Origin of the sequence: Rhodanobacter sp. Soil772, assembly GCF_001428385.1 — a bacterium.
Lineage (GTDB): Bacteria > Pseudomonadota > Gammaproteobacteria > Xanthomonadales > Rhodanobacteraceae > Rhodanobacter.
In genome coordinates this window covers 171,530-196,549 of record NZ_LMSK01000004.1, presented here as the reverse complement: position 1 = coordinate 196,549, position 25,020 = coordinate 171,530, and the positions used below count along the sequence as shown (strand labels likewise).

Genomic DNA, 25,020 nt, shown 5'->3' with positions numbered 1-25,020 from the left:
ACGTGCGGCTGGCCGCTGCACTGGCGCTGCTGCTGGCGGCGTCGGCCGCACTGGCGCAGGAAACGCGTTCGCAATACCTGCAGATGTTCGACGGCGATGGCGACGGTCGGGTCAGCGAGGCCGAATACCTGGCATACATGGATCGGAGCTTCCGCAGCATGGACAGCAACGGCGACGGCATCCTCGAAGCCGAGGAGCTGCCCGGCAACCGCGGCCGGCCGATCACGCTGACCGGCTTCCAGGACAACCTGCGCAGCCAGTTCCACAAGCTCGACCGCAACCACGACGGTTATCTCAACGCCCGCGAACTGACCGCGCCACCGCGCTGAGTGCCGTGCTTCCTCCCCTGCTGGCAGGGGAGGGTTGGGGTGGGGTCGCTCTCGCTCAGGCCGAGATCGCCAGCTTCTCGGAGCGGTACAGCTGGATCGTCGCCAGCACCGCAAGCAGCCCCGCGGCCAAGCTGCCGGCCAGGCACAGGCCGAGCTGCTCGCCGGTGACGCCGTCGCCGCGCAGCAGCTGCATGATGCCGAGGTTCTGGCCCAGCAGCGGCACCGCGTACATCCATGCCTGTGCCTTGATCGGCATGAACGACAGCAGCAGGCTGGGGATGATCGGCACCAGCATCAGCAGCGAGATGTAGGTCTGCGCCTCGCGGTAGCTCTTGGCGAACGCGGCCACCATCGACTGCAGCGCCGCCAGCAGCAGCACCAGCGGCAGCATCAGCAGCAGCACGTAAGTGGCGAAGTGCAGGCCCAGGTCCAGCTCCATGCCGATCTTTTCGGTGGGAATGAACTGCCCCACCACGGCGAACGCCAGCAGGGTGATCAGCAGGCTCGCGGCGGAGAACGCACAGATCGCCGCCAGCTTGCCGCACAGGATCTTCCAGCGCGGCACCGGGTTGGCGAACAACGGTTCCAGCGACTGCCGCTCGCGCTCGCCGGCGGTGAGGTCGATCGCCAGGTACATGCCGCCCATGAAGATGGTGATCACGAAGAAGTACGGCAGCATCGCGAACATCAGTACCGCGCGCGACTGCGGCGTGGCCTGGTCGCGCTTGGCTACCTGCAGCGGCCACGCCGTGCCCGGCGACATGCCGCGCGCAACCAGCCGCATCGCCCCCTGTTGCCGCGCGTAGCCTTCGACCAGCTGGGTCACCCGCTCCACCGAGGTATTGGCATCGCGTTGCGAGGAGTCGTAGAACAATTCGACCTGCACCGGCTCGCCCTGGCGCCAGGCTTTGCCGTAGTCGGCGGCGATGCGCAGCACCACGTCGGCGTCCTGCTTGCGCACGGCCTGTGCGGGGTCGGCCACCGCCGCGCCCGGCACCACACCGCCTTCCTTCAGCGCATTGAGCAGGTTCGGCGCGTACGCGGCGCCGATCACCGGCACCGACAGCGGCTTCTCGGCCTTCTCCAGTTCGCGGCTGAGGGTGAGGTTGAGCAGCATCACCAGCAGGATCGGCCCCAGCAGCGGGCCGGTGAGGAAGGCGCTCATCAGGGTGCGGCGGTCGCGCAGATTCTCCTTCACTTCCTTCAGGAACACGGTGAGGAAGGCGCGGCCGCGCCGGGTTTTCGCAACGGCGGTATTCATGCGGCCAGGCCCTCGTCGGTGCCGATGATTTTCACGAACGCATCCTCCAGGTTGGTCGTGCCGGTCTGCGCGCGCAGCGCGTCGGGCGATTCGTCGGCCACCACGCGGCCGTGCGCGATCACCACGATGCGGTCACACAGCGCGGCGACCTCTTGCATGATGTGGCTGGAAAACAGCACACAGCGACCTTCGCCCTTCAGCCGCAGCATGAACTGGCGCAATGCGCGCGTGGCCATCACGTCGAGGCCGTTGGTCGGTTCATCGAGGATCACGTTGCGCGGGTCGTGCACCAGCGCGCGGGCGATCGCGGTCTTCACCCGCTGGCCCTGCGAGAAACCCTCGGTACGCCGGTCGGCGATGTCGCGCATCTCCAGCGCCTCGACCAGCGCCTCGCGCCGACTCGCCAGCAGGTCCTCCGGCAAGCCGTGCAGGCGTCCGAAGTAGTCGATGTTCTCGCGCGCACTGAGCCGCTTGTACAGGCCGCGCGCATCCGGCAGCACGCCAAGCTGGCGGCGCACGCCGAGCGGGTCGACCGCCGCGTCGATGCCGTCCACCAGCACCTGACCGCGATCGGGCGTCATCAGCGTGTAGAGCATGCGCAAGGTGGTCGTCTTGCCGGCGCCGTTGGGGCCGAGCAGGCCGGTGATCTCGCCGTCGCGGGCACTGAAGCTGACGCCGTCGACGGCTTTCACCGTGCCGAACGCCTTGTGCAGGTCCTTCACTTCGATCATGGTGTGGCTCCGTTGAAGTCGATGAAGATCGGCGTGGGTTGCAGCCGGTCCAGGCAGCTCGCGTCCAGCGTCTTCGGGTCGAGCTTCTCGACGAAGTGCTGGATCAGCTGCGGCGCGCAGCCGGCCGCCATCACGCTGTGCGCCTGGCCCTTGAGCACCAGCACGCGCGCGTTCGGCAGGCCCTTGGCCACCTCGTCGGCGTAGCGCGGTGGGGTCACCGGATCGTACTGGCCGGCCAGCAGCAGGACCGGCTTGTCGGTCTTCAGCGGCTGATGGAAATCGGTCGGGCGCGTGCCTTTCGGCCACACCGAGCAGACCGCCTTCAGCGCGTCGACCATGCGCGTGCCCAGGATGGTGTGCGCATCCTGCGGGCGCGCCGTGAGCAGGTCGGCGTCCTCGCTGCAGATCACCGAGTACTGCATGCCGCTGCCCATCAGCTCGGACAATTCGCCGGACAGCAATTTGGCCTGGCCCAGCAGCGGACCGACGTCGCCATGCGCGGCCGCGTCGATCGACAACGGCAGCAGCGCGGCGGTGGCCGGCGTGTAGGCGAACATGCGCACCACGCTGGCCAGCGAGTCCTCGTCCAGCATCCGCTTCACCGTCTGGTAGCTCTGCGGGTCGCGGAAGCTGACCTCGTGCGGGTTCGCCCGAAGCGCATCGCGCAGCTGGTACAGGGTCTGGTCCGGGTCGCCGAACTGCTTCTTGCAGGCCGGTTCGGCGGTGCAGCGGGCGAACTGCGCCTTCAGCGCGTCGTCCAGGTTGCGCGCGAAATCCTCGCCCAGCGCCAGCGAATTCGGCACCGCGCTGTCCAGCACCACGCTGCGCACGGCATCCGGGAAGCGCATCAGGTACTGCTGCGCCATCCGCGTGCCGTACGACACGCCGACCAGGTCGAGCGGCGGCGAGCCCAGCGCCTTGCGCACATCCTCCAGGTCCTGCGCCGCGATCGTGGTGGTGTAGTAGCGCGGGTCGGCGCGGCCGGCCAGCTGCCGCAGGCAGTCGGTGGCGGCGGCGCGCAGCTTGTCGGCGTCGAACGTGCTGTCGTCCGCCGGCGTGACGGTTTCGGCGGGCTCCTTGCAGCTGAGCGCATTCGAACCGCCGGTGCCGCGCTGGTCCAGCAGCACGACATGGCGATGCGCCAGCAGCGGCTTCAGCACCGACGCCACCAGGCCCGCCGAGTCAGTCGCCGCCTGGCCGGGGCCGCCGGCGAGGAACGCCAGCATGTCGGGATTCGCCACCTGCGCGCGCGAACGCAGCACCGCCAGTTTCAGTTTGATCGTGCGGCTGTGCGGGTCGGCGCGGTTTTCCGGCACCGGGAAGTCGGCGCACCACGCCGCCGTACTGAGCCCGCTGTTCGGCTGCGCCAGTTCGCACGCGGCCAGCGTCAGCGAGCCCAGCCGCCAGGTCGGCGCCTTCGCGGGTGGCTGCGACGTGGCCGCGACCGTCGAAGCGGGCGCCGATGCGGCAGGCGCCGTGGCCGGCTCCCTGCCGTGCATCTGGTTCCACGCCAGGAAACCCAGGCCCACGACCACCGCACCGATGCGGATTGCGGTACGTCCATTCAATGCCATGCCTTACTCCTCACCCGGTACGAAAATCGATTCAATTGGACGGCCAAACAGTTTCGCGATCCTGAACGCCAGCGGCAGGCTGGGATCGTACTTGCCGGTCTCGATCGCGTTGACCGTCTGCCGCGACACGTCCAGCCGCTCGGCCAGATCCGCCTGCGACCAGCCGTGTTCGCCGCGCAGTTCGCGCACGTGGTTGTTCATCGATAGCGCCGCGCGGTCAGCGGGCTCCTCGTCACGGCAACTCCTCGCCGTGAGAATGACGCCGGCGCCAGCGCGCGATGCCCAATATCAGGCCGAGCACGGCGAACCCCACGGCGATGCCGCACAGCGTGCCCAGGCCGCTGTCGTCCAGCGATCGCCGAAACCACAACGCAAGCACACCCAGCATGATGGCCATCAGCAGGAAGCGCTGATACAGCGGCACGCGGCTTTCGTCGTCGCAGGACAGGCTCACGCCATAGCGGCGCGCCACCCACCAGCGCGTGAAGCCGTAGCAGAACATCAGCGCCGGAAAGACCCAGATCAGGATCGTGCCGTCCACATGCCAGACCCGGGCCGACGCGAGAAATCCGCCGATCATGCTGAGCGCACCCACCAGGCCCGTGGCCGCGCCCAGCGCGATCAGGTGCGTACGCTGCTCCAGTTCGTCGCTGTCGCGGATGCGCCGCGCCATCAGCCCGATCATGTAGAGCATCGGCAACACCGGCGCCAACGCCAGCAGCATCTTCAGCGGCAGCCCGGTCACTGTGCGCACCAACGGCCACACTCCCAGCATGACGGCGACGTAGGCAGTCATCGCCAGCATCGACTGCCGCTGGTACTGCTTGTCGGAAAGACGAGGCATCGCGTACTCCTTCAGAGCGACTTCAGAAAGTCATCCGGCGCTTGCCGGAATTTCGCCGGCTGGTCGAGCCTGCAGCAGCGAGGCAACGGTACGGCCAAACAGGTTGCTGCCCGTGCCAGGCCCAATGCCGGCAGCGGGGAAATCATTCGACGCGGCCACGTGTTCACGGCGACCCTCCTTGCCAGTAAATGTCAAGCAAACTTGACAAATGAAAGGTAGGGAAGATAACGCCACATGTCAAGCAAGCTTGACTAAATTCGTGAAAACTGCGTGATATGCTCGTCAGAATAGAGTGACGCAGTTCGCACTTCTCGGTGCCGAAATTCGTCAGGGATTGCCTACACGCCGCGTGCAAGCATTGCCCTGACTCAATCCTTGTCCAGCTGTGACAGGCCTAGCACCTAAGGTAACCGTTTGCACACCTTATTTGGCACGTGTATTGCTTAGTGCCAATCAGCCGCAACGGAATTCGCGGCAAACATTCCGTCCGGGGGGACTTTTCAAGGCGCGACACGCGCCGGGCCAAAGCCTGTCGATCCAGGCAACCGCCCGCCTCCCTCCGCCAGCAGCGCAAGCCATCACCAACCAACACCCATCAAGGACACCCGCAATGAACAAGACCCTGCTTTCCACTGCGCTGGTCGCCATCCTGGCCGCCGCCGGCTTCGCCCCGACCGCCCAGGCCGTCGACGGCACCATCAACATCACCGGCCAGGTGGTGGGCCAGACCTGCAAGGTCGAGAACACGACCTACGGCACCCAGGCCAGCAAGAACGTGACCCTGCCGCTGGTGCTGGCGCCGGTGCTCGGCACGGCGGGCAACACGGCCAACAAGACCCCGTTCACCCTCAACATCAGCGGCTGCGATTCGGCCCTGAGCACGGTGCAGACCCAGTTCTCCGGCGCCAACATCGATTCCGTCACCGGCAACCTGATGCTCACCGGCGCTGGCGCCGCCACCAACGTGGAAATCCAGCTGCTGAACGCCAGCGACGTCGTGATGCCGTTGAACGCAGCCAACGCCACGGCGCAGAACTCGCAGGTCGTCTCGCTCTCGGGCGGCGCCGCCACCATGAACTACTCGGCGCAGTACGTCGCCGTCGGCGGCGCGGCCGGCGCGGGTTCGGCGAATACCGCCGTCGAATTCACGATGAACTACCTGTAAGCCGCTTGCAGCCGCGGCCGGCAACGCCGGTCGCGGCCTTACTCTCCGGACCCGCCATCCCATGAACAAGTTCGTCTGCGCTCTCGGCGCGGGGCTGCTGACGCTTTGCCTGGCCCTGACCAACGCCCACGCCAGTGTCGTGATCGCCGGTACCCGCGTGGTATTCCCGGCCGCGAACGGCGAAGTCACCGTGCGCCTGAGCAACGATGGCGGCCAGCCGGCGCTGGTCGAAGCGTGGATCGACGATGGCAACCCGGCGTCGACGCCCGATACGGCGAACGTGCCGTTCCTCATCACGCCGCCGCTGTTCCGCATGAATGCGGGCAAGGGCCAGAGCCTGCGCATCGTCTACACCAACCAGCCGTTGCCGAAGGATCGCGAATCGCTGTTCTGGCTGAACGTGCTGGAGATCCCGCCCAAGCCCGCGACGAAACCGGGCGAGGCGCAGAACACCCTGCAGTTCGCCGTGCGCTCGCGGCTGAAGCTGTTTTTCCGTCCGGCCGGACTGGTCGGCGATTCGCTCGACGCCGCCAAGCAGGTCACCTGGACCGTGGCCGCCGACGGTGCGGGTTACGCGCTGGTGGCGCACAACCCCACGCCGTACCACATCACCTTCAGCCAGCTGTCGCTGAACGTCGACAACGTGGCGTACGCACCCGGCAACGGCATGGTCGCGCCACTGTCGACGCTGCGCCTGCCAATCAAGAACCTGCGCCACGCACCGGCGGCCGGCACCATGGTCGCCTACACCGTACTCAATGATTTCGGTGCCGCGACCGCCTACCAGGGCACGATCGCGCCGTGAAGCCGGGGCGCGCCAGCGCCGCGCTTGCGGACGGGCGCCAACCCGTCGCCCATCGCCGGCTGCTGTCCGCAGTGATCGGCCTGGCGCTGTGCGGTTGGGGCGGCCATGTTGCCGCCGCCGCGACGAATGCGGATGCCGGCGCGCCCGCCGTCGACGCCATGGACGCCAGCTTCGACCGCAGCCTGCTCTCCGGCGCGGGCCAGAACACCACCGACCTGGCCCGCTTCGAACACGGCGATTTCATCCCTGCCGGCAGCTATAGCGTCGATATCTTCCTCAACGGCGGTGCGGTCGGCCGTACCGACGTGCGCTTCGCCGCGACATCGGCCGACGCCAGCGCCACGCCTTGCGTGACCCCGGCGCTGCTCGACCGGCTGGGGCTGCATCCGGACAAATTGTCGGCGCGCGTCAGCGCCGGCCTGGCCGACGAGCGCGTCTGCGTCGACATCGCCAGCGTGATTCCCGGCGCCAGCATGAGCTTCGCGATGTCCGACCTGCGCCTGGACACCAGCGTGCCGCAGGCCTACCTGGGGCAGCAGGCGCGCGGCTACGTCGATCCGAAGTACTGGGATGCCGGGGTGAACGCCGGCCTGCTCAACTACAACTTCAACAGCTACCGCACCCGCAGCGGAGGCTTGACGCAGACCTCGTCGTACCTCGGCCTGAACGCCGGGCTGAACCTGGGCCGCTGGCACCTGCGCCACAACTCCTCGCTGAACTGGCAAACCGGCGCCGACGGCATGCGTTCCGGCCGCCACTGGCAGAACATCGCCACCTACGCGCAGCGCGACCTGCCGCAGCTGCACGCGCAGCTGACCCTGGGCGACGCCTGGACCAGCGGCGAAATCTTCGACAGCTTCGGCCTGCGCGGCGTGCAACTGGCCACCGACGACCGCATGCTGCCGCAATCGCTGCGCGGCTACGCGCCCACCGTGCGCGGCGTCGCCGACAGCAACGCCAAAGTGACCGTGCGCCAGAACGGCATGCTGATCTACCAGACCACGGTAGCGCCCGGCCCGTTCGCCATCGACGACCTCTACGCCACCGGCTACGGCGGCGACCTCGAGGTCAGCGTGGCCGAGGCGAACGGCCGCGTGCACACTTTCTCGGTGCCGTACGCCTCGGTGCCGCAGCTGCTGCGTCCGGGTGTGATGCGCTTCGGCGTGGCCGCCGGCCAGCTGCGCGACGAGACGATCGAACACAAGCCGAACGTGGTGCAGGTCACCGTGCAGCGCGGCTTCACCAACCTGCTGACCGGCTACGCCGGCGCGGTGGGCTCGGCGGGCTACGGCGCCCTGCTGCTGGGCAGCGCGCTGAATACGCGTTATGGCGCATTCGCCATGGACGTCACCACCGCACGCACGCGCATCCCCGGCCTGGACACGCTGTCCGGCCAGAGCGTGCGCCTGAGCTACAGCAAGACGCTGGCGCAAACCGGTACCTCGCTGAGCGTGGCCGCCTACCGCTATTCGACCAGCGGCTACCTCGCCCTGGGCGATGCCGCGCGGGCACGCGACTACGCGCGCCGCGGCCTGCCGGTGTTCGCCGCCGGTCGTGCCGTCCAACCGCTCACGATCAACGGCGTGCCGGTGTCGGACCTGCTCACGCCGGCACAGCAGGCCGCGCTGGCCGGCGGCGACTACCGCGACTATCTGGTGCCGACTGGCGTGGACCGCCAGCGCAACAACTTCAGCCTCACCCTCAGCCAACGGCTGGGCAGCCGCGGCGGCTCGCTCTACGTCAACGGCTCGGCCCGCGACTACTGGAACCGCGGCGGCACCGACAGCCAGTTCCAGATCGGCTACAACAACTCGATCGGACGGATGAACTACAGCCTCTCGGCCAGCCGCGAGCGCGACCTGTTCGGGCGCAGCGACAACCGCTACATGCTCAACCTCACGATCCCGCTGGGCAGCAGCCAGCACACCCCGAACCTCACCGGCACGCTCACCCGCGACGGCAACGGCGGCGTGCAGGAACAGGCCACGCTGGGCGGCACCGCCGGTGTCGACGACCGCTTCAACTACGGCGTCACCGCCACGCACGACAGCGGGCAGACGGCCGGCGCGGGCAGCACCGGCAGCGTCAACGCCGGCTACCGCGGCAGCTACGCACAACTCAACGCCGGCTTCGGTGCGGGCAGCGGTTACTCGCAGGCTTCGCTGGGCGCGACCGGCGGCATCGTCGCGCACCCGGGCGGCGTCACCTTCGGCCAGCCGCTGGGCGACACCGTGGCGATCGTGCAGGCGCCGGACGCCGCGGGTGCGCGCGTCGGCAACGCGGCCGGCGTGCGCATCGACCACGCCGGTTACGCGCTGGTGCCGTACGTCACGCCCTACATTCTCAACACGATCAGCCTCGACCCCACCGGCCTGCCGCTGGACGTGCAGCTGGACAGCACCAGCACCGAGGTGGCCCCGCGCGCGGGCGCCGTGGTGATGGTGAGGTTCAAGAGCGAGAGCGGGCATTTCGTGCTGATCCAGGCACACCTGCCGGACGGCGCAACGCTGCCGTTCGGGGCGGAAGTCACCGACGAGCAAGGCCAGCCGATCGGCGTGGTCGGCCAGGCCGGCCGCATCATGGTGCGTACCGCCCGCGAGGCCGGACGCCTGAACGTACGGTGGCAGGATGAGCAGACCGCCGGAACCTGCTCGTTCCCATACCACCTGTCGCCACGCGGCAAGAGCCGGCACGGCATCGGCGCCATCGAACAGATCGACGCGACCTGCGAACAACCCCACGACGCGACGCAGGTCGCCGGGAGCGGAACATGATGCGCACTGCGATCTTGTGGACGACGCTGCCGGTGCCGGTGCCGCCGGGGGCTCGCGCCGAATGCCGTTACGACGTTGGCGGCAACACCCCGGCGACATTCAATCTTCCTTCGACCATCACGATCCCGGCGAACCATTGCCAGACGACGTCCCCCACCAGAAATACCGCTGTCGGCGATCACCGGCAGATCAAGAGCGTCTGCGTGCAGCCTGACACCGTCCGATCCGGCGGGAGTTCCATGTGAAGCATCAACCCTTCATCCATTTTCCCCGAGCGCTGGCCGGTCTCTTGCTGCTTGCTGGCTTGCTGGGCTGGGCGCCGAATGCCGCCGCAGATGGCAACGGAAATGGCACGACGCAACCATGCACTCCGACACCCACGGCAGCTTTTCTCCCGGCCATTTCCAACTTCGCGGTCTCCTCCACCGCGTACGGCCCGATCGGTTCACCGGTTCGGGTATCGATTACCTTTAACTGCGGCAACAATGTGTTTGCCGGACAGGTCCAGCAGATCAGCATCTTTGCGCAACCGGCGGCCGGCGGAATCGTCGACCCCACCTACGGGCTACTGTTTCCGACCAGCGTAAGCAACATCTATCTGCAGCTGACCGCGCTCGCGCCGGCCCACCCGCTCACCAACCAAAAATCGGCGCTGATCGACGTCGTAAAGAGCAGTCCATCGGCCACCGTGCGGTTCCAGGCCCAGTACATCAAGCTCGGCATCGGCGCGGTCAATTCAGGCACGCTATCGACCATCAATCCCGTCATCACCAGTTTCAACAATGCGGACACTGTCAGTCCCGGCGGCAGCAGCACTTACGGCTCCCTGAATGTGGCTGGCAGTACCACCGTGACGTCCGTGTCATGCACCGCGACGAGCCCGACGGTAGTACTTCCCACAGTTTTGAAGAACGCTCTGGCAAGCGCCGGTGCCACCTCCGGCCGCACGCCATTCGCGATCAACATCAGCGGTTGCCCTACGGGCGTCCAGGTAGCGATCTCCCTGTCCGGAACCCCCGCCAGTTCGTCCGGCACGCCGTTGCCTGCGGCCTCCGGCATTGCGCAGTCGTCGGGTTCGGATCCCAACGTCGCGGTGCAAATCCTCGACGGCGATACGCTCGCTCCGGTGGATATCAGTGGCACGCAAACCAAGTCGCTCGGCACCACGCAATCGGGCGTGACCCTGGTCAGCCGCTACTACGCACAGTATTACGCGGTACAGCCAGCAGCCGGGGGGACGGTCGCCTCGCACCTGACGTACACCTTGTCCTATCCGTGACAGCGCGGGATTCATCCCGGCAAATGCCCATGGCGACGAACAGTCCACGCGACCGGCATCGCGGACGCGTCTGCAAGGAACGGATGACGATGTGTAAAGGTCCCTACTGTCGCAGTATTTCCAGACCGCGCCGACAGTCACCAGCGGGCCGGTGAAGGCTACGGTGACCTTCGACGTTTTCTACCAATAACCACGCGGCCCGCGCTGCACCGGGGCGGTATCCCGCGGCGACTATTCGTAGGTGTACACGATGAGCCTTGCTTGTGTCCCGCCGGCATTTGCAGCGTTTGCATAGCTGGTGAAATAACCGAGCAATCGATCGCTCGCGATGGCTGCGGCATCGAGACTGATCACGGTGCGTGAATAGGACCGACCGGGGTCGGCTGCCGTCTGGCCACAGGTCAGATGACGCGGCACAAGTTCATCGACTGAACCCGAAGAGGTACCCGCGCCAAGCACGACATCAACGGTGGAACAGGTCGGCTCCACGACGGCGCCCGAGAACACGACACGGCCGGTTTCCGCATTCGCGCTCGACATGCTCGCGAGCATGGCCAACGCGATCCATGCACAACCTGCCAACCTGGTGCCAAGCGGACTTGCCATTCCATTCACCTCTTGAGGCACCCCCGACCATATATGGGGTTCCTTAGATGGCTTTCGGCGCGCTCCGCCTGGGCTTTACCGGTTTGAACCAGCCCATGCCGCGAAACGTGATGCGCGTCACACTAAGTGACGCATCGGGACCGGACTTCGCCGCAGCCACCTATCCAGCCCGCTGATTTACCCCTCTTGTTGTGAGCCGCGCGTGAGATGACACGCACGAGGAACAAGACCGCCCTGGCTCGTACCCATGGCGTGATGCCGAGCCAGACGTCGTATCGGCCTGAAAGCGGCAACCTTGATATCAGCGCGACGAGATGTACTTCTCGCGCCGGATCTGCGGCACCGGCAAGCCGAACTCCTTCAGCGCGGTGAAGGCCGCGTCGACCATGTTCGGGTTGCCACACAGGTAGGCGATGTCGCGCTCGGCGTGCGGTCCGAGTTCGGCCAGCACGTGCTGCACGTGGCCGCTGCGGTCGGTGGGACGCGGGGTGGCGCGCACTTCGCGGCTGAGGCAGCCGTGGAAGATGAAGCCGGGGTGGGTTTGCGCGAACGCCTCGAACTCGTCGCCGTAAAGCAGCTCGGCTTCGCTGCGGGCGCCGTACAGCAGCACCACTTCGCGATCGCCCTTGGCCAGCAACTTCTCGATCTGCGGCAGCATCGCGCGGTAGGGAGTGACGCCGGTGCCGGTGGCGAGCAGCAGGTAGCGCGGATGGCTGTCGGTTTCCTGCAGGCAGAAACGGCCGTACGGACCGCTGGCATCGACTACGCCGCCCAGCGGCAGTTCGCCGAGCAGTTTGGTGGCGGCGCCGCCTTCGACGTAGCTCACCGCGATCTCGACGCGTTGCACCGGCGAGTGGCCGTCGCCGATGGTGGCCACCGAATAGCTGCGCTTGGTTGCCGTGCCGTCGTCGTAATGGAAATGCACCTGCAGGAACTGGCCGGGCTGGAACGTCAGCGGCTGGCCGTCGGCGCGCTCGAACACCAGGTGGCGCACTGCGGGCGCGAGCATGCGGCTGTCGACGAGACGTAGCTGGAAGTGGTCGGCCATGAAAGATTTCCGGAAACAGTGTGTGCCGTCGGACAGGGCCGAACGGCTGGGCGTGGCCCGCTATAATAAGGGCTAACCCCCTCGGTGCAGCCCATGTCTCCGCAGTATCCAGATACAGCCCCCGCGCTTGTCGTCGACAATCTGCGCAAAACCTACAGCAACGGCGTCGAAGCGCTGAAGGGCATCAGCCTCACCGTGCAGCCCGGCGACTTCTTCGCCCTGCTCGGCCCGAACGGCGCCGGCAAGTCCACCCTGATCGGCATCCTGTCCTCGCTGGTGAACTCCACTTCCGGCGACGCGCGGGTGTTCGGCGTGTCGGTGAACCGGCAGCGCAGCGCGGCAATGCGGCTGATCGGCCTGGTGCCGCAGGAGATCAACTTCAACCAGTTCGAGAAGCCGTTCGACATCTGCGTGAACGAAGCGGGTTTCTACGGCATCCCGCGGAAGATCGCCGCCGAACGCGCGGAGAAGTACCTCAACGAGCTGCGCCTGTGGGACAAGGCGCAGATGCAGGCGCGCACGCTGTCCGGCGGCATGAAGCGGCGGCTGATGATCGCCCGCGCGATGATGAACGAGCCGAAGCTCTTGATCCTGGACGAGCCCACCGCCGGCGTCGACATCGAGATTCGCCGCTCGATGTGGCAGTTCGTCAGCGGCATCAACGCCGCCGGCACCACGGTGATCCTGACCACGCATTATCTGGAGGAGGCTGAGTCGCTGTGCCGCAACATCGCGATCATCGACCACGGCGCGATCATCAAGAACACCAGCATGAAGCGCCTGCTGGCGACGCTGGACGTGGAGACCTTCGTGCTGGACGTGGCGGCGATGCCGGGCGAACTGCCGACACTGCCGAACGTCACCCTGCGCCGCCGCGACGAACACACGCTGGAAGCCGAGATGGCCCGTTCGCATGACCTCAACTCGCTGTTCGCGACTCTGTCCACGCACGGCATCATGGTGACTTCGATGCGCAACAAGACCAACCGGCTGGAGGAGTTGTTCGTTCGGCTGGTCGAGCATGGCCGCCAGGAGCTGGACCACCACGGCGTGGAGCGCGCCGCATGAGCAACGCCGCCGCCAACCTCGTCGCGCTGAACACCCTCATCCGCCGCGAGATCGTGCGCATCGTGCGCATCTGGACGCAGACGCTGATTCCGCCGGCGATCACCATGACGCTGTACTTCGTGATCTTCGGCAAGCTGATCGGCAGCCGCATCGGCAGCATCGAGGGCGGCTTCAGCTACATGCAGTACATCGTGCCGGGCCTGGTGATGATGAGCATCATCACCAACAGCTACGGCAACATCTCCAGCTCGTTCTTCGGCGCCAAGTTCAGCCGCGCGGTGGAGGAAATGCTGGTGTCGCCGATGCCGAACTGGGTGATCCTCGCCGGCTATGTCGCCGGCGCGGTGGTGCGCGGCCTGGTGGTCGGCATCCTGGTGCTGCTGATCGCGCTGTTCTTCACCGACCTGCACGTACTGCATCCGCTGATCACGTTCGCCTCGGTGCTGCTGGGCGCCACGATCTTCTCGCTGGCCGGCTTCGTCAACGCGGTGTACGCGAAGAAGTTCGACGACATCGCGCTGGTGCCCACCTTCATCCTGACCCCGCTGACCTACCTGGGCGGCGTGTTCTATTCGGTGAACATGCTGGGCGAACCGTGGCAGGCGATCTCGCGCGCCAACCCGATCCTGTACATGGTCAACGCGTTCCGCTATGGCGTGCTCGGCATCAGCGACGTGCACGTGGGCTGGGCGTTCGTGGTGATGATCGGATTCGTGATCGCGCTGTCGGTCGTGGCGCTGCAGCTGCTCAAGCGCGGCGTCGGCTTGCGCTCGTGAAAGCCGGGAATCGAGATTGGGGATTCGGGATTCGCAGAAGCCGCAAGCTCGCGGGAACGCGCCTTGCCGAATCCCTAATCCCCAATCCCCAATCCCGGCCCTGACCCATGCGCGTCAACAAATACATCAGCGAAGCCGGCCTGTGCTCGCGCCGCGAGGCGGACGAGCTGCTAGTCGCCGGCCGCGTCACCATCAACGGTGACGTGGTCACGACCGGCGCGAAAGCGCTGGACGGCGACGAGGTGCGCGTCGACGGCGAGGTCGTACGTGCGCGCATCCTGGCCGCCACGCCGGCGGCAAAGAAGGCCATCTACATCGCGCTGAACAAGCCGGTCGGCGTCACCTGCACCACCGACCACGGCGTGGACGGCAACATCGTCGACTTCGTCGACCACCCGCAGCGGATCTTCCCGATCGGCCGGCTGGACAAGGATTCCGAGGGCCTGATCCTGCTCACCAGCAACGGCGACATCGTCAACGAGATCCTGCGCGCGGAAAACCACCACGAGAAGGAATACCTGGTCGGCGTGAACAAGGCGGTCACCGACGAGTTCCTGGCCGGCATGGCCAAGGGCGTGCGTATCCACAACCAGATGACCAAGCCCTGCCGCACCCGCCGCATCGCCAAGTTCGGTTTCTCGATCGTGCTGACCCAGGGCCTGAACCGGCAGATCCGCCTGATGGCCGCCGCGTTCGGCTACCGCGTGACCCAGCTGCGCCGCGTGCGCATCGACAACGTGAAGCTGGCCCACCTGAAGGTCGGCCAGTGGCGCAACCTCACCGAAGCGGAGTTGAAGGGACTGTTGCCCGCACGCACGCAGTGGTGAGCGCGCGCTAGGCGGCAGGCAGGCTTTGCAGATCCCAGCGCGGGCGCACCTGCACGGTCTCGTCCTGATGCTGGCCGCTGGCCAGCCGGATCGCGCCGGCCAGCGCGATCATCGCGCCGTTGTCGGTGCAGAAGTCCAGCCGCGGGAAATACACCTGAAAACCGTCTTTCTCGCCGGCCCTGGCCAGCTCGCTGCGCAGTCTTCGGTTCGCACCGACGCCGCCGGCGATCACCAGCCGCTGCGCGCCGCTGGCCTCGAGCGCGCGCCGGCACTTGATGATCAGCGTATCGACGATCGCTTCCTCGAACGCGCGGGCGACGTCGGCGCGGGTCTGCTCGCTCTGGTCGGAATGCTGCCAGGCCAGCAGCACCTGAGTCTTCAGGCCGGAGAAGCTGAAATCCAGTCCCGGCCGGTCGGTCATCGGCCGGGAGAAGCGGAAGGCGCCGGCGCGACCCTGTTCGGCCAGTTTTGCCAGCGCCGGGCCGCCGGGATACGGCAGGCCCATCATCTTGGCGGTCTTGTCGAACGCCTCGCCGGCGGCGTCGTCCAGGGTGTCGCCCAGGATCGTGTACTGGCCGATCGCCTTCACCTCGACCAGCATGGAGTGCCCGCCGGACACCAGCAGCGCCACGAACGGCGGCGCGGGCGGGTTTTCCTCCAGCAACGGGGCCAGCAGGTGGCCTTCCATGTGGTGCACCCCGATCGCCGGCACCCCCAGCGCCCAGGCCAGCGCGCGCCCGGCGGAGGCGCCGACCAGCAAGGCGCCGACCAGGCCCGGGCCAGCGGTATAGGCCACCCCGCCCAGGTCGTGCACGGTCAGCCCGGCTTGGGCCAGCGCCTCGCGGATCAGCGGCAGCAGCTTGCGCACATGGTCGCGGCTGGCCAGCTCCGGCACCACGCCGCCGTAATCGGCATGCAGCTTGATCTGGCTGTACAAGGTGTGCGCCAGCAGGCCGCGGCCCGGTGCGGCCGGCTCCCAGCGCAGCAGGGCCACCCCGGTCTCGTCGCAGGAGGTTTCGATGCCCAGCACCGGCTTGTTCGCCGGCTTTGAAAATTCTGTGATATCCACGGTATAATTCGCGGCTCGCCCTATTTGACAGTCCCGTACCAGCGGGCAGATTACCACTCGGAGTTTCCATGCCCAACGTAAAAGTTCGCGAGAACGAGCCGTTCGAGATCGCACTGCGTCGTTTCAAGCGTACCTGCGAAAAGGCCGGCGTCCTCGCCGAAACGCGCAAGCGTGAGTTCTACGAAAAGCCGACCCAGGAGCGCAAGCGCAAGCGCGCGGCCGCGGTGAAGCGTCACCTGCGCCGTCTGTCCCGCGACGTCTCGCGCAAGGTCCGTCTGTACTGAGTTTCCCCGATCCGCCGCCCGGCGGTGGATCATGCGGCGCCCCGGCGCCGCGCATCGAAGGAAACACGGTCGGCGCGGGTTCTCGCAGCCACCGCAAGCTCTCGGATTCGACATTGGCCGGTGTTGTCCCAAGGACAACGCCGGCTTTGTCGTTTCCGTAGAATCAATATCCCACCTCAGAGGCCCCACCCATGACCCTCAAGCAGCAGCTCACCGAAGACATGAAGACCGCCATGCGCGGCGGCGACAAGCAGCGGCTGGGCGTGATCCGGCTGATGCTGGCGGCGATCAAGCAGCGCGAAGTGGACGAGCGGATCGAGCTGGACGACATGCAGGTGCTCAGCGCGCTGGAAAAAATGCTGAAGCAGCGCAAGGACTCGGTGAGCCAGTACGCCGCCGCGAACCGCGAGGATCTGGCCGACGTCGAGCGCGCCGAGATGGTGGTGATCGAGACCTACCTGCCGGCCAAGCTCGGCGACGACGAGATCGACGCCCTGATCGCCGCCGCGATCGCCGAAACCGGCGCCAGCTCGCCGCGCGACATGGGCAAGGTGGTGGCCGCGGTGAAGGAAAAGGCCGCCGGCCGCGCCGACATGGGCGTGGTTTCGGGTCGGATCAAGGCACGCCTGGCCGGCTGAGGGGCGAACCCTCGCCGCAGTACCAGCAGACCCGCGACGATCCCCGGCGCGATGCGCCGGCGCAATCCCCCGCACCGCCACTGGCAAGCGGCACGATGCATCGCGTTCACGCCCACCCCGCTACAAACGGCGTGACCCGCCGGGCACCCCGCCGCGCGGGCGATCATCGCTGCGGGAGAAGTACATGCTGAAGTGGGCCATCATCTTCGCCATCATTTCGCTGGTCACCGGCTGGCTCGGTTTCGGCAGTGTCTCCGGCGCCACCGCCACCATCGCCAAGGTGCTGTTCGTGTGCTTCGTGATCCTGTTCCTGCTGGCCGTGCTGGCGGTGATCGGCGTGATCAGCCTGTTCTAGCCGCGATTCAAGCCGACGCCTGCCATTGCATGCGCCGGTGATCCGGCACTCGCCCGAGCGCATTGGCCAGTGTCGAGCGGCGTTCGCCGATCACCGCAAAACCCAGCCGCCGGTACAGCCGCTGCGCATCCGGATTGGTCGCCGCCACATCGAGGATCACCGGCCCGCCTGAACCGGCGGGCCGAGCCGCCAGCAGATGATCGACCAGGGCCGAGCCGACACCCTGGCCGCGCAGCGACGGCGCCACCCCCAGGTGCCCCAGGTAGTACATCGCGCCGGCCGGCGGCGGGATCACCGACTCCACCTTCAGCCCGCGCGCGATCACCGCCGCCGCATGGCGCCAGCCGTAGTGGCCGAGGATCTGCCGCGCCGCCGCCAGCGTGAACCGCCACTTCATGGCGCCGCCGTAACCCGCCCCGACCGCCACCACCGCGCCGTCCAACTCGCCCACCACATGGTTGCGCCAACCGAACTCGCCCGCGCCGTCGACGAACGCCCGGCGCAGGAACGCCTGCGCATCACCCATCCCCGGCAGCGCAAACACATAGTCGAACGCGGCCGGGCCGGAGCTGTGGATCATCGGCACGGCAGCCGCCACGTCCGCCGCCGACGCGGCGCGAAAGCTCAGTCCAGCGCGGTTCATCGCCCCTCCCCTGTGACATTTCGCCTCAGAGTAGCGCAATCCGCCCGAGCCTCCCCGGCGGCGACCGACTAGACTAGGCGGTCTATGCGCGGCCTGATTCCCGACAGCTTCATCGATGAACTGCTTGCCCGCGTCGACATCGTCGACGTGATCGAGCGGCGCGTGCCGCTGAAGAAGGCCGGGCGCGAATGGACGGCCTGCTGCCCGTTCCACAACGAGCGCACGCCGTCGTTCTACGTCAGCCCGGCCAAGCAGTTCTTCCACTGCTTCGGCTGCGGCGCGCACGGCAGCGCGGTGAAGTTCCTGATGGACTACGAGCGGCTGGAGTTTCCGGACGCGGTGGAGGAGCTGGCGCAGACGGTGGGCCTTACCGTGCCGCGCGAGGGCGGCCGCGACGCGGCGCCGCGCGAGGACAAGACCGACCTGTACGCGCTGCTCGACGCGGCCGCGCTCTGGTACGAAAGCGAGTTGCCGCGCAACGCCGATGCCCAGGCTTATTGCAAAAAGCGCGGGCTGGACGCGGAGACGATCAAGCGCTTCCGCCTCGGCTGGGCGCCGGCCGGCTACGACGGCGTGATCAAGGCGCTGGGCAACACGCCGCGGCGGATGGAGCTGCTGAACGAGGCCGGCATGGTCGCGTCGAGCGAGCGCGGCAGCAAGTACGACCGCTTCCGCGAGCGGCTGATGTTCCCGATCCTCGACCGCCGCGGCCGCGTGATCGCTTTTGGTGGACGCATCATTTCCAGCGCGCCTCCTGCGCGCGAAGATCAAGAAGCGGGCATCCCTGCCCGCACTTCTCAACAAAGCCCGGGTCCAAAATACCTCAATTCCCCAGAGACCCCGCTGTTCCACAAGGGCCGCGAGTTGTTCGCGCTGTGGCAGGTGAAGCAGGCCAACGCGAACCTGGTGCGGATCGTGGTGGTCGAGGGTTACATGGACGTGATCGCGCTGCACCAGGCCGGGTTGCCGATCGCGGTGGCCACGCTGGGCACGGCGACCACGCCGGAGCACACCGAGGTGCTGTTCCGCGCCGCGCCGGACGTGGTGTTCTGCTTCGACGGCGATCGCGCCGGCCGCGCTGCGGCGTGGAAGGCGCTGGAATCGGCGCTGCCGCGCCTGCGCGACGGCCGCCAGGCGTACTTCCTGTTCCTGCCCGACGGCGAGGACCCGGATTCGCTGGTGCGCAAGGAAGGCCGCGAGGGCTTCGAGAAGCGCATCAAGGAAGCGATGCCGCTGTCCGACTACTTCTTCAACGAGCTGTCGCACGACGTCGACATGGCCAGCCTCGACGGCCGCGCCCGGCTGGCCGAGCGCGCGCGCCCGTTGATCGCGAAACTGCCCGACGGCGCGTTCCGCGACCTGATGGCGCAGGAACTGGAGAAACGCAGCGGTGCGCGCGCCATGCTGCAGGCCGACCCGGCCACGCACCGCGCCGTGCAGCGCCCCACCGCCGTGCAGCGCAGCCTGGTGCGCAGTGCGATCTCACTGCTGCTGGGGCAGCCGGGCCTGGCCGACCAGGTCGAGAAACCCTATCGCTTCCTGCGCCTGGACAAACCCGGCGTGGACCTGCTCGCCGAACTGCTCGACATCGCGCGCGCTCGCCCCGGCATCAACTCCGCCACGCTGGTGGAGCACTTTGCCGAGCGGCCGGAGTATCCGTCGCTGCAGAAACTGATGGCGGCGATGGCGGTCGGCGAGCTGGAAAGCCAGCGCACCGAGTTCTTCGACGCGCTCGCGCGGATGGAGGATCAGGCGATCACCCAGCGCCGCGATGCGCTGACCGCGAAGAGCCGCGAAGGCGCGCTGGACAGCGCCGAGAAAACGGAATTGCGCGAACTGCTGGCCGCCCGCGCGCGGCCGCCGGTAGCCTCGGCCTGACCGCGATGACGTGCTGCCTGCCCATGGACGCCCCGCGTCATCCTGCCTGGCTCGACCGCCATCCGACTGTGGGATCATGCCCGGCTGCGGCCGGGCAGGTTTCGCAAGACGCGCAAGGACACTGATGGATCTGCTGCAACAACTGATCACGATCTTCGCCGAGAACGGCTACGTCGCCGTGTTCATCGCGCTGATGATCTGCGGCGCCGGCCTGCCCTTGCCGGAAGACATCACCCTGGTCGCCGGCGGCGTGATCGCGGGACTCGGCTACGCCAACGTGCATGCGATGGTCGCGCTGGCGATGTTCGGCGTGCTGCTGGGCGATTCGGCCATCTTCCTGCTCGGCCACCACTACGGCGCGCGCATCCTGCAGTGGCGTTTCGTGGCCCGCGTGCTGACCCCGGAACGCTACGTCAAGGTGCAGGAAAAGTTCGACCAGTACGGCAACCGCATGTTGTTCTTCGCGCGTTTCCTGCCCGGCATGCGCACCACCGTCTACCTCACCGCCGGCACCACCCATCGGGTGTCGTTCCTGCGTTTCCTGCTGATCGACACGCTGGCGGCGCTGATCAGCGTGCCGTTCTGGGTCTACCTGGGCTTCTTCGGCGCCGACAACCACGAATGGCTGGTGAAATGGCTCCATCGCGGCCAGAGCAGCCTGTGGGTGCTGGTGGGGGTCCTGCTGCTGACCGTGCTGGTGCTGTGGTGGAAACACCGGCGCCGCACGCGCTGCGGGCTGGATTGAGCCGGCCGCATGTCGCTGCGTCGCGTTCGCCCGGACAACTTCACCCTCGCCCTGCTCGCCACCGTGCTGCTGGCCTCGCTGCTGCCATGTCGCGGCGGGACCGCGCGGGTGTTCGACGGGATCACCGACGCGGCGATCGCGCTGCTGTTTTTCCTGCACGGCGCCAAGCTGCCGCGCACGGCGATCGTGCAGGGCCTGACCCACTGGCGGCTGCACCTGACCGTGTTCGCCGGCACCTTCGTGCTGTTCCCGCTGCTGGGGCTGGCGCTGCAGCCGGTCGGGCATGCGCTGCTGACGCCCGAGCTTTACCTCGGCGTGCTGTTCGTGTGCACGTTGCCGTCCACCGTGCAGTCGTCGATCGCGTTCACCTCGATCGCCGGCGGCAACGTGTCGGCCGCCGTGGTCAGCGCCTCGATGTCGAACCTGCTCGGCATCGCGCTGACCCCGCTGCTGGTCGGCCTGCTGCTGGCCAGCCATGGCGGTGGCGCCTCCTGGCAGGGCGTGCTGGACATCATGCTGCAGCTGCTGCTGCCATTCGCGCTTGGCCATGTAGCGCGGCGCTGGATCGGCGGCTTCGTCGACCGCCACAAGCCGCTGCTCGGCTACACCGACCAGGGCACGATCCTGCTGGTGGTGTACACCGCGTTCAGCGCCGCGGTGGTCGAGGGCCTGTGGCGCGACACGCCGATCTCCGCCCTGCTGTCCACCCTGGCGATGTGCGCGCTGCTGCTGGCGCTGGTGATGCCCACGCTGACCTGGGTCGCGCGCCGGCTCGGCTTTTCGCGCGAGGACGAGATCACGATTGTCTTCTGCGGCTCCAAGAAGAGCATGGCCAGCGGCATCCCGATGGCGAAGATCCTGTTCGCCGGCCAGCTCGGCGGCCTCGGCGCGCTGGTGCTGCCGCTGATGATCTTCCATCAGTTGCAGCTGATGGTATGCGCGGTGGTGGCGCGCCGGTACGCGCTGCGTGGCGGGCGCGCTGTCGCTGAAGACAACCGCGAAGCCGACTGAGACAGGCCAACCCGACTACAGCCAGCGGCCGTAGCGGCGGATGTAGATGACCTTCATCAGCTGGGTCAGCACGCAATAGCTCGCCAGGGTCAGCGCCAGCCAGGCGAAGTACAGCGGCGGCAGCGGCACCATGCCGATCTTCGCGCCCAGCGCACTGAACGGGATCAGCATGCCGATCACGATGATCGCCAGAGTCAGCCCCAGCACCGGTGCGGACGCCACACTCTGCAGGAACGGGATGCGCCGGGTGCGGATCATGTGCACGATCAGGGTCTGCGACAGCAGGCCTTCGATGAACCAGCCGGAGTGGAACAGCGACTGCCGCGCCGGCGTGTTCGCGCCGAACACGTGCCACATCAGCCAGAACGTGGTGATGTCGAAGATCGAGCTGACCGGGCCCACCCACACCATGAAACGGCCGATGTCGCCGGCGTCCCAGCGGCGCGGCTTGCTCAGGTATTCCTCGTCCATGCGATCGAACGGGATCGACAGCTGCGAGATGTCGTACAACAGGTTCTGCACCAGGATCTGCATCGGCAGCATCGGCAGGAACGGCAGGAACGCGCTGGCCACCAGCACGCTGAACACGTTGCCGAAGTTCGAGCTGGCGGTCATCTTGATGTACTTCATGATGTTGCCGAAGGTGACGCGGCCTTCCAGCACGCCCTCCTCCAGCACCATCAGGTTTTTCTCCAGCAGGATGATGTCGGCCGACTCCTTGGCGATGTCGGTGGCGGTGTCCACCGAGATGCCGACGTCGGCGTCGTGCAGCGCCGGCGCGTCGTTGATGCCGTCGCCGAGGAAGCCGACGGTGTGGCCGATCCGCTGCAGCGCGCGTACCACGCGCGCCTTCTGCAGCGGCGACATCTTGGCGAACACGGTGACCCGCGCCACCAGCGCATCCAGCGCGGCGTCATCCAGTTCCTCGATCTCGCGGCCCAGCACCGAGTGGCTGACGTCCAGCCCGACTTCGCGGCAGATCTTGCGGGTCACCACTTCGTTGTCGCCGGTGATTACCTTCACTGCCACGCCGTGCTGGTGCAGCGCGCGGATCGCGGTGGCGGCCGAGTCCTTCGGCGGGTCGAGAAAGGCCAGGCAGCCGACCGCGACCAGCCCGCCCTCGTCGGCCACGCCGTAGGCATGCTCGTGCGCGGCCTCGCGCCGCACCGCCACCACCAGCACGCGCAGGCCGTCCTCGTTGAGCCGGTGCGTCATCGCCCTGATCTCGTGGCGACGCGCCTCGGTCATCGGTTCGATCGCCTCGCCGGTCTTCGCGAACGCGCAGATCGACAGCATCTCCTCGACCGCGCCCTTGCAGATCAGCAAGTGTTCGCCGTTGCCGCTGGTCACCACCACCGACATGCGCCGACGCTGGAAATCGAAGGGAATCTCGTCCACCACCCGGTAGCACGTCGCCGCGGCTTCCAGGTCGCGATGTTCCAGCACCGCCTTGTCCATCAGGTTCTTCAGGCCGGTCTGGAAGCGGCTGTTGAGGTAGCCGTATTCCAGCGCCTCGTCCGACGCCTCGCCGTCGAGGTCGAGGTGGCGCTCCAGCACGATCTTGTCCAGCGTCAGCGTGCCGGTCTTGTCGGTGCACAGCACGTCCATCGCGCCGAAGTTCTGGATCGCGTTGAGCCGCTTCACCACCACCTTGCGCCGGGACATCGCCAGCGCGCCCTTGGCCAGGTTCGCGGTGACGATCAGCGGCAGCATCTCCGGAGTCAGCCCGACCGCGATCGACAGTGCGAACAGGAGCGCCTCGGCCCAGTCGTGCTTGTCCAGCCCGTTGATCAGGAACACCACCGGCACCATCACCGCCATGAAACGCAGCAGCAGCCAGCTGACGCTGCTCACGCCGCGGTCGAAGCTGGTCTGCACGCGCTGGCCGCTCATGCTGTGCGCCAGCGAGCCGAGATAGCTGCGCGCGCCGGTTGCCACCACCACCGCGCTGGCACTGCCGCTGACCACGTTGGTGCCCATGTAGCAGACCGTGGGCAGGTCCAGCGGATTGGCGTGGCTGTCGTCGGCAACGCTCGCGCGGGCAGGCGCGAACTTCTCCACCGGCAGCGACTCGCCGGTGAGGATCGCCTGGCTGACGAACAGGTCCTTCGCGCCGAGCAGGCGCAGATCGGCCGGCACCATGTCGCCCGCGCCCAGGTGCACGATGTCGCCGGCGACCAGCTCGGCCACCGGCACCTCGATCCGCTCGCTGTGACCGTCGGAGGCACGCCGCGTCACCGTGGCGGTGTTGCGCACCATCGCCTTCAATTTCTCGGCGGCGCGGGTGGAACGGTATTCCTGGGTGAAGCTCAGCAGCACGCTGATCGCCACCATCACCGCAATGATGATCGGCCCGGTCAGATCATTGCCATCGGTGAACAGCTGCACGCCGGCCAGCACCAGCAGCACCACGATGAACGGGTTCCTGAAGGCGCGCAGCAACTGCAGCGACCAGTGCGGCGGTTTCTCGTGCGACACCTCGTTGGCACCGTCGCGATGCAGCCGCGCGCCGATCTGCGCCGCGTCGAGACCGCGCAGCGACGTATCCAGCCCGGCCAGCAGCGCCTCGGCCGGGCAAAACGCCTGCCCGGCCACGACCACCGGTCGCGGCGTCGCCTTGCCCGCCAGCCTGGCGGCGGGAGTTTGAAAAATCTTGCTCATGCTTCGCTTCCGTGAGGCGGAATGCCGATGCTGCGAAGCGCTGGTGGCGTCAGGCCACCATCACGCTAGCCCGTGCGGCCGCAGACGCGGCCCGTGCCGGCGGACGCTGGCGGAGGCCAACCCTTGCGCGGGATCACGGCAGCCATCAGCGAGCGGAGCCCAGCCGCCGATGGCGCGGCGCTTTCAGGAACGACGCCGGCTCACGCCGCACGGGCGCGGCAGTGACGCGCTCGACGCCGCCACTAGCCGGCTCGGCCAGCGGTGCGGGCACGGTCACGCTGAATTCGGGCGACACGGCGGCGCCGCGAACGGAGGCGGTGCGCGGGCCTGCAAGGCGCAGGCGGAAAAAATCGTGAAGGAGCTTCATCAGCCCATCTCCTCATGACGACGCCGTCGGCGTCCTCAGGAGTGGGCCGGACTTTCCCTAGCGGAAAGCACCAGCCGACCGCAGGCGGTCGCCGCAGGCGTTCAATTTGTTATGCGGCGCCGGCACCCGAAGCGGGCGGATGTCGACGTTGCGACTAGGGTAAACGTCCATATGCCTTGGTTAGTCAGGACAGGAAGCCGGCCGACGCAGCGCGCCGGAGGGCGCGCGCATTGTCGTGCGGCGCCGCGAGAGTGTCAACGTTCAAGCTGAATTTTTCCGCAC

The 25,020-nt window shown here is 67.3% G+C and carries 26 protein-coding genes; 15 read left to right on the top strand and 11 right to left on the bottom strand.

What is annotated here, in order from left to right:
• Window positions 1-2 precede the first annotated feature (2 nt).
• On the top strand, window positions 3-329 hold the full coding sequence (locus ASG75_RS14695; protein WP_056391150.1) for an EF-hand domain-containing protein: 327 nt from the start codon (window positions 3-5) through the stop codon (window positions 327-329).
• Between the two features lie 55 nt (window positions 330-384).
• On the opposite strand, the gene ASG75_RS14690 is transcribed toward ASG75_RS14695, so the two are convergent.
• From ASG75_RS14690 to ASG75_RS14670, 5 genes are read right to left on the bottom strand one after another with little or no spacing between them, the layout of a single operon-like run.
• Complete coding sequence (locus tag ASG75_RS14690) at window positions 385-1,590, bottom strand: ABC transporter permease (protein ID WP_056391148.1); 1,206 nt, start codon at window positions 1,588-1,590, stop codon at window positions 385-387.
• The gene (locus ASG75_RS14685) at window positions 1,587-2,321 is read right to left on the bottom strand and encodes an ATP-binding cassette domain-containing protein (RefSeq protein WP_056391146.1); all 735 of its coding nucleotides are present in this window, start codon (window positions 2,319-2,321) and stop codon (window positions 1,587-1,589) included. The genes ASG75_RS14690 and ASG75_RS14685 overlap by 4 nt, the downstream gene beginning before the upstream one ends.
• Window positions 2,318-3,895, bottom strand: a complete 1,578-nt coding sequence (locus ASG75_RS14680; RefSeq protein WP_056391143.1) for an alpha/beta hydrolase — start codon at window positions 3,893-3,895, stop codon at window positions 2,318-2,320. The genes ASG75_RS14685 and ASG75_RS14680 overlap by 4 nt, the downstream gene beginning before the upstream one ends.
• 3 nt (window positions 3,896-3,898) lie before the next feature.
• A complete protein-coding gene (locus tag ASG75_RS14675) occupies window positions 3,899-4,096 on the bottom strand; it encodes a helix-turn-helix transcriptional regulator (RefSeq protein ID WP_200935717.1) in 198 nt (65 codons plus the stop codon).
• Window positions 4,097-4,127: 31 nt separating this feature from the next.
• On the bottom strand, window positions 4,128-4,739 hold the full coding sequence (locus tag ASG75_RS14670) for a hypothetical protein (RefSeq protein ID WP_056391140.1): 612 nt from the start codon (window positions 4,737-4,739) through the stop codon (window positions 4,128-4,130).
• A gap of 610 nt (window positions 4,740-5,349) precedes the next feature.
• Here ASG75_RS14670 and ASG75_RS14665 point away from each other — a divergent pair.
• The 5 genes from ASG75_RS14665 to ASG75_RS14650 all read left to right on the top strand — a co-directional run bounded on the left by ASG75_RS14665 (window position 5,350) and on the right by ASG75_RS14650 (window position 10,762).
• The gene (locus ASG75_RS14665; protein WP_056391137.1) at window positions 5,350-5,904 is read left to right on the top strand and encodes a fimbrial protein; all 555 of its coding nucleotides are present in this window, start codon (window positions 5,350-5,352) and stop codon (window positions 5,902-5,904) included.
• 61 nt (window positions 5,905-5,965) lie between these two features.
• Complete coding sequence (locus tag ASG75_RS14660) at window positions 5,966-6,709, top strand: molecular chaperone (RefSeq protein WP_056391135.1); 744 nt, start codon at window positions 5,966-5,968, stop codon at window positions 6,707-6,709.
• Window positions 6,706-9,483, top strand: coding sequence for a fimbria/pilus outer membrane usher protein (locus ASG75_RS14655; protein ID WP_056391133.1), 2,778 nt, complete (start codon window positions 6,706-6,708; stop codon window positions 9,481-9,483). The genes ASG75_RS14660 and ASG75_RS14655 overlap by 4 nt, the downstream gene beginning before the upstream one ends.
• A complete protein-coding gene (locus ASG75_RS16415; protein WP_157616991.1) occupies window positions 9,480-9,728 on the top strand; it encodes a hypothetical protein in 249 nt (82 codons plus the stop codon). Before ASG75_RS14655 ends, ASG75_RS16415 begins: the two co-directional genes overlap by 4 nt.
• Window positions 9,725-10,762 (top strand): fimbrial protein, encoded by a 1,038-nt coding sequence (locus ASG75_RS14650; RefSeq protein ID WP_162253128.1) that lies wholly within the window; start codon window positions 9,725-9,727, stop codon window positions 10,760-10,762. Before ASG75_RS16415 ends, ASG75_RS14650 begins: the two co-directional genes overlap by 4 nt.
• 231 nt (window positions 10,763-10,993) lie before the next feature.
• On the opposite strand, the gene ASG75_RS16410 is transcribed toward ASG75_RS14650, so the two are convergent.
• Both ASG75_RS16410 and ASG75_RS14645 read right to left on the bottom strand, forming a co-directional pair.
• Complete coding sequence (locus tag ASG75_RS16410; RefSeq protein WP_157616990.1) at window positions 10,994-11,314, bottom strand: hypothetical protein; 321 nt, start codon at window positions 11,312-11,314, stop codon at window positions 10,994-10,996.
• A gap of 355 nt (window positions 11,315-11,669) precedes the next feature.
• The gene (locus ASG75_RS14645; protein WP_056391124.1) at window positions 11,670-12,416 is read right to left on the bottom strand and encodes an FAD-binding oxidoreductase; all 747 of its coding nucleotides are present in this window, start codon (window positions 12,414-12,416) and stop codon (window positions 11,670-11,672) included.
• A gap of 93 nt (window positions 12,417-12,509) precedes the next feature.
• Between ASG75_RS14645 and ASG75_RS14640 the strand changes: the two genes are divergently transcribed.
• The 3 genes from ASG75_RS14640 (at window position 12,510) to ASG75_RS14630 (ending at window position 15,087) form a co-directional block, all read left to right on the top strand.
• Window positions 12,510-13,484 carry an ABC transporter ATP-binding protein gene (locus ASG75_RS14640; protein WP_056391120.1) on the top strand — a complete coding sequence of 325 codons (975 nt, stop codon included), beginning with the start codon at window positions 12,510-12,512 and terminating at the stop codon, window positions 13,482-13,484.
• On the top strand, window positions 13,481-14,260 hold the full coding sequence (locus ASG75_RS14635) for an ABC transporter permease (protein ID WP_056391118.1): 780 nt from the start codon (window positions 13,481-13,483) through the stop codon (window positions 14,258-14,260). The genes ASG75_RS14640 and ASG75_RS14635 overlap by 4 nt, the downstream gene beginning before the upstream one ends.
• Before the next feature lie 107 nt (window positions 14,261-14,367).
• Window positions 14,368-15,087 (top strand): pseudouridine synthase, encoded by a 720-nt coding sequence (locus ASG75_RS14630; RefSeq protein WP_056391115.1) that lies wholly within the window; start codon window positions 14,368-14,370, stop codon window positions 15,085-15,087.
• A 7-nt stretch (window positions 15,088-15,094) separates the two neighbouring features.
• On the opposite strand, the gene tsaD is transcribed toward ASG75_RS14630, so the two are convergent.
• Window positions 15,095-16,156 carry a tRNA (adenosine(37)-N6)-threonylcarbamoyltransferase complex transferase subunit TsaD gene (tsaD, locus tag ASG75_RS14625; RefSeq protein ID WP_235580249.1) on the bottom strand — a complete coding sequence of 354 codons (1,062 nt, stop codon included), beginning with the start codon at window positions 16,154-16,156 and terminating at the stop codon, window positions 15,095-15,097.
• Between the two features lie 68 nt (window positions 16,157-16,224).
• Here tsaD and rpsU point away from each other — a divergent pair, with 68 nt between their 5' ends.
• From rpsU to ASG75_RS16065, 3 genes are all read left to right on the top strand, one after another.
• The gene (gene rpsU / locus ASG75_RS14620; RefSeq protein ID WP_007081639.1) at window positions 16,225-16,440 is read left to right on the top strand and encodes a 30S ribosomal protein S21; all 216 of its coding nucleotides are present in this window, start codon (window positions 16,225-16,227) and stop codon (window positions 16,438-16,440) included.
• A gap of 191 nt (window positions 16,441-16,631) precedes the next feature.
• Window positions 16,632-17,078 carry a GatB/YqeY domain-containing protein gene (locus tag ASG75_RS14615; protein ID WP_056391113.1) on the top strand — a complete coding sequence of 149 codons (447 nt, stop codon included), beginning with the start codon at window positions 16,632-16,634 and terminating at the stop codon, window positions 17,076-17,078.
• 184 nt (window positions 17,079-17,262) lie between these two features.
• Window positions 17,263-17,433 (top strand): DUF1328 domain-containing protein, encoded by a 171-nt coding sequence (locus ASG75_RS16065; protein ID WP_082547631.1) that lies wholly within the window; start codon window positions 17,263-17,265, stop codon window positions 17,431-17,433.
• Between the two features lie 7 nt (window positions 17,434-17,440).
• On the opposite strand, the gene ASG75_RS14610 is transcribed toward ASG75_RS16065, so the two are convergent.
• The gene (locus tag ASG75_RS14610) at window positions 17,441-18,076 is read right to left on the bottom strand and encodes an N-acetyltransferase (protein ID WP_056391110.1); all 636 of its coding nucleotides are present in this window, start codon (window positions 18,074-18,076) and stop codon (window positions 17,441-17,443) included.
• Between the two features lie 84 nt (window positions 18,077-18,160).
• Here ASG75_RS14610 and dnaG point away from each other — a divergent pair, with 84 nt between their 5' ends.
• From dnaG to ASG75_RS14595, 3 genes are all read left to right on the top strand, one after another.
• A complete protein-coding gene (gene dnaG, locus ASG75_RS14605; RefSeq protein ID WP_056391106.1) occupies window positions 18,161-19,954 on the top strand; it encodes a DNA primase in 1,794 nt (597 codons plus the stop codon).
• Window positions 19,955-20,078: 124 nt separating this feature from the next.
• Window positions 20,079-20,699 (top strand): DedA family protein, encoded by a 621-nt coding sequence (locus ASG75_RS14600; RefSeq protein WP_056391103.1) that lies wholly within the window; start codon window positions 20,079-20,081, stop codon window positions 20,697-20,699.
• A gap of 9 nt (window positions 20,700-20,708) precedes the next feature.
• Window positions 20,709-21,710, top strand: coding sequence for a bile acid:sodium symporter family protein (locus tag ASG75_RS14595; RefSeq protein ID WP_056391100.1), 1,002 nt, complete (start codon window positions 20,709-20,711; stop codon window positions 21,708-21,710).
• 15 nt (window positions 21,711-21,725) lie between these two features.
• Here the strand turns inward: ASG75_RS14595 and mgtA are convergent, their stop codons facing one another.
• Together mgtA and ASG75_RS14585 are read right to left on the bottom strand one after the other, a co-directional pair.
• A complete protein-coding gene (mgtA, locus tag ASG75_RS14590) occupies window positions 21,726-24,371 on the bottom strand; it encodes a magnesium-translocating P-type ATPase (protein WP_056391097.1) in 2,646 nt (881 codons plus the stop codon).
• Window positions 24,372-24,516: 145 nt separating this feature from the next.
• The gene (locus tag ASG75_RS14585) at window positions 24,517-24,738 is read right to left on the bottom strand and encodes a hypothetical protein (RefSeq protein ID WP_056391094.1); all 222 of its coding nucleotides are present in this window, start codon (window positions 24,736-24,738) and stop codon (window positions 24,517-24,519) included.
• Between the last annotated feature and the right edge of the window lie 282 nt (window positions 24,739-25,020).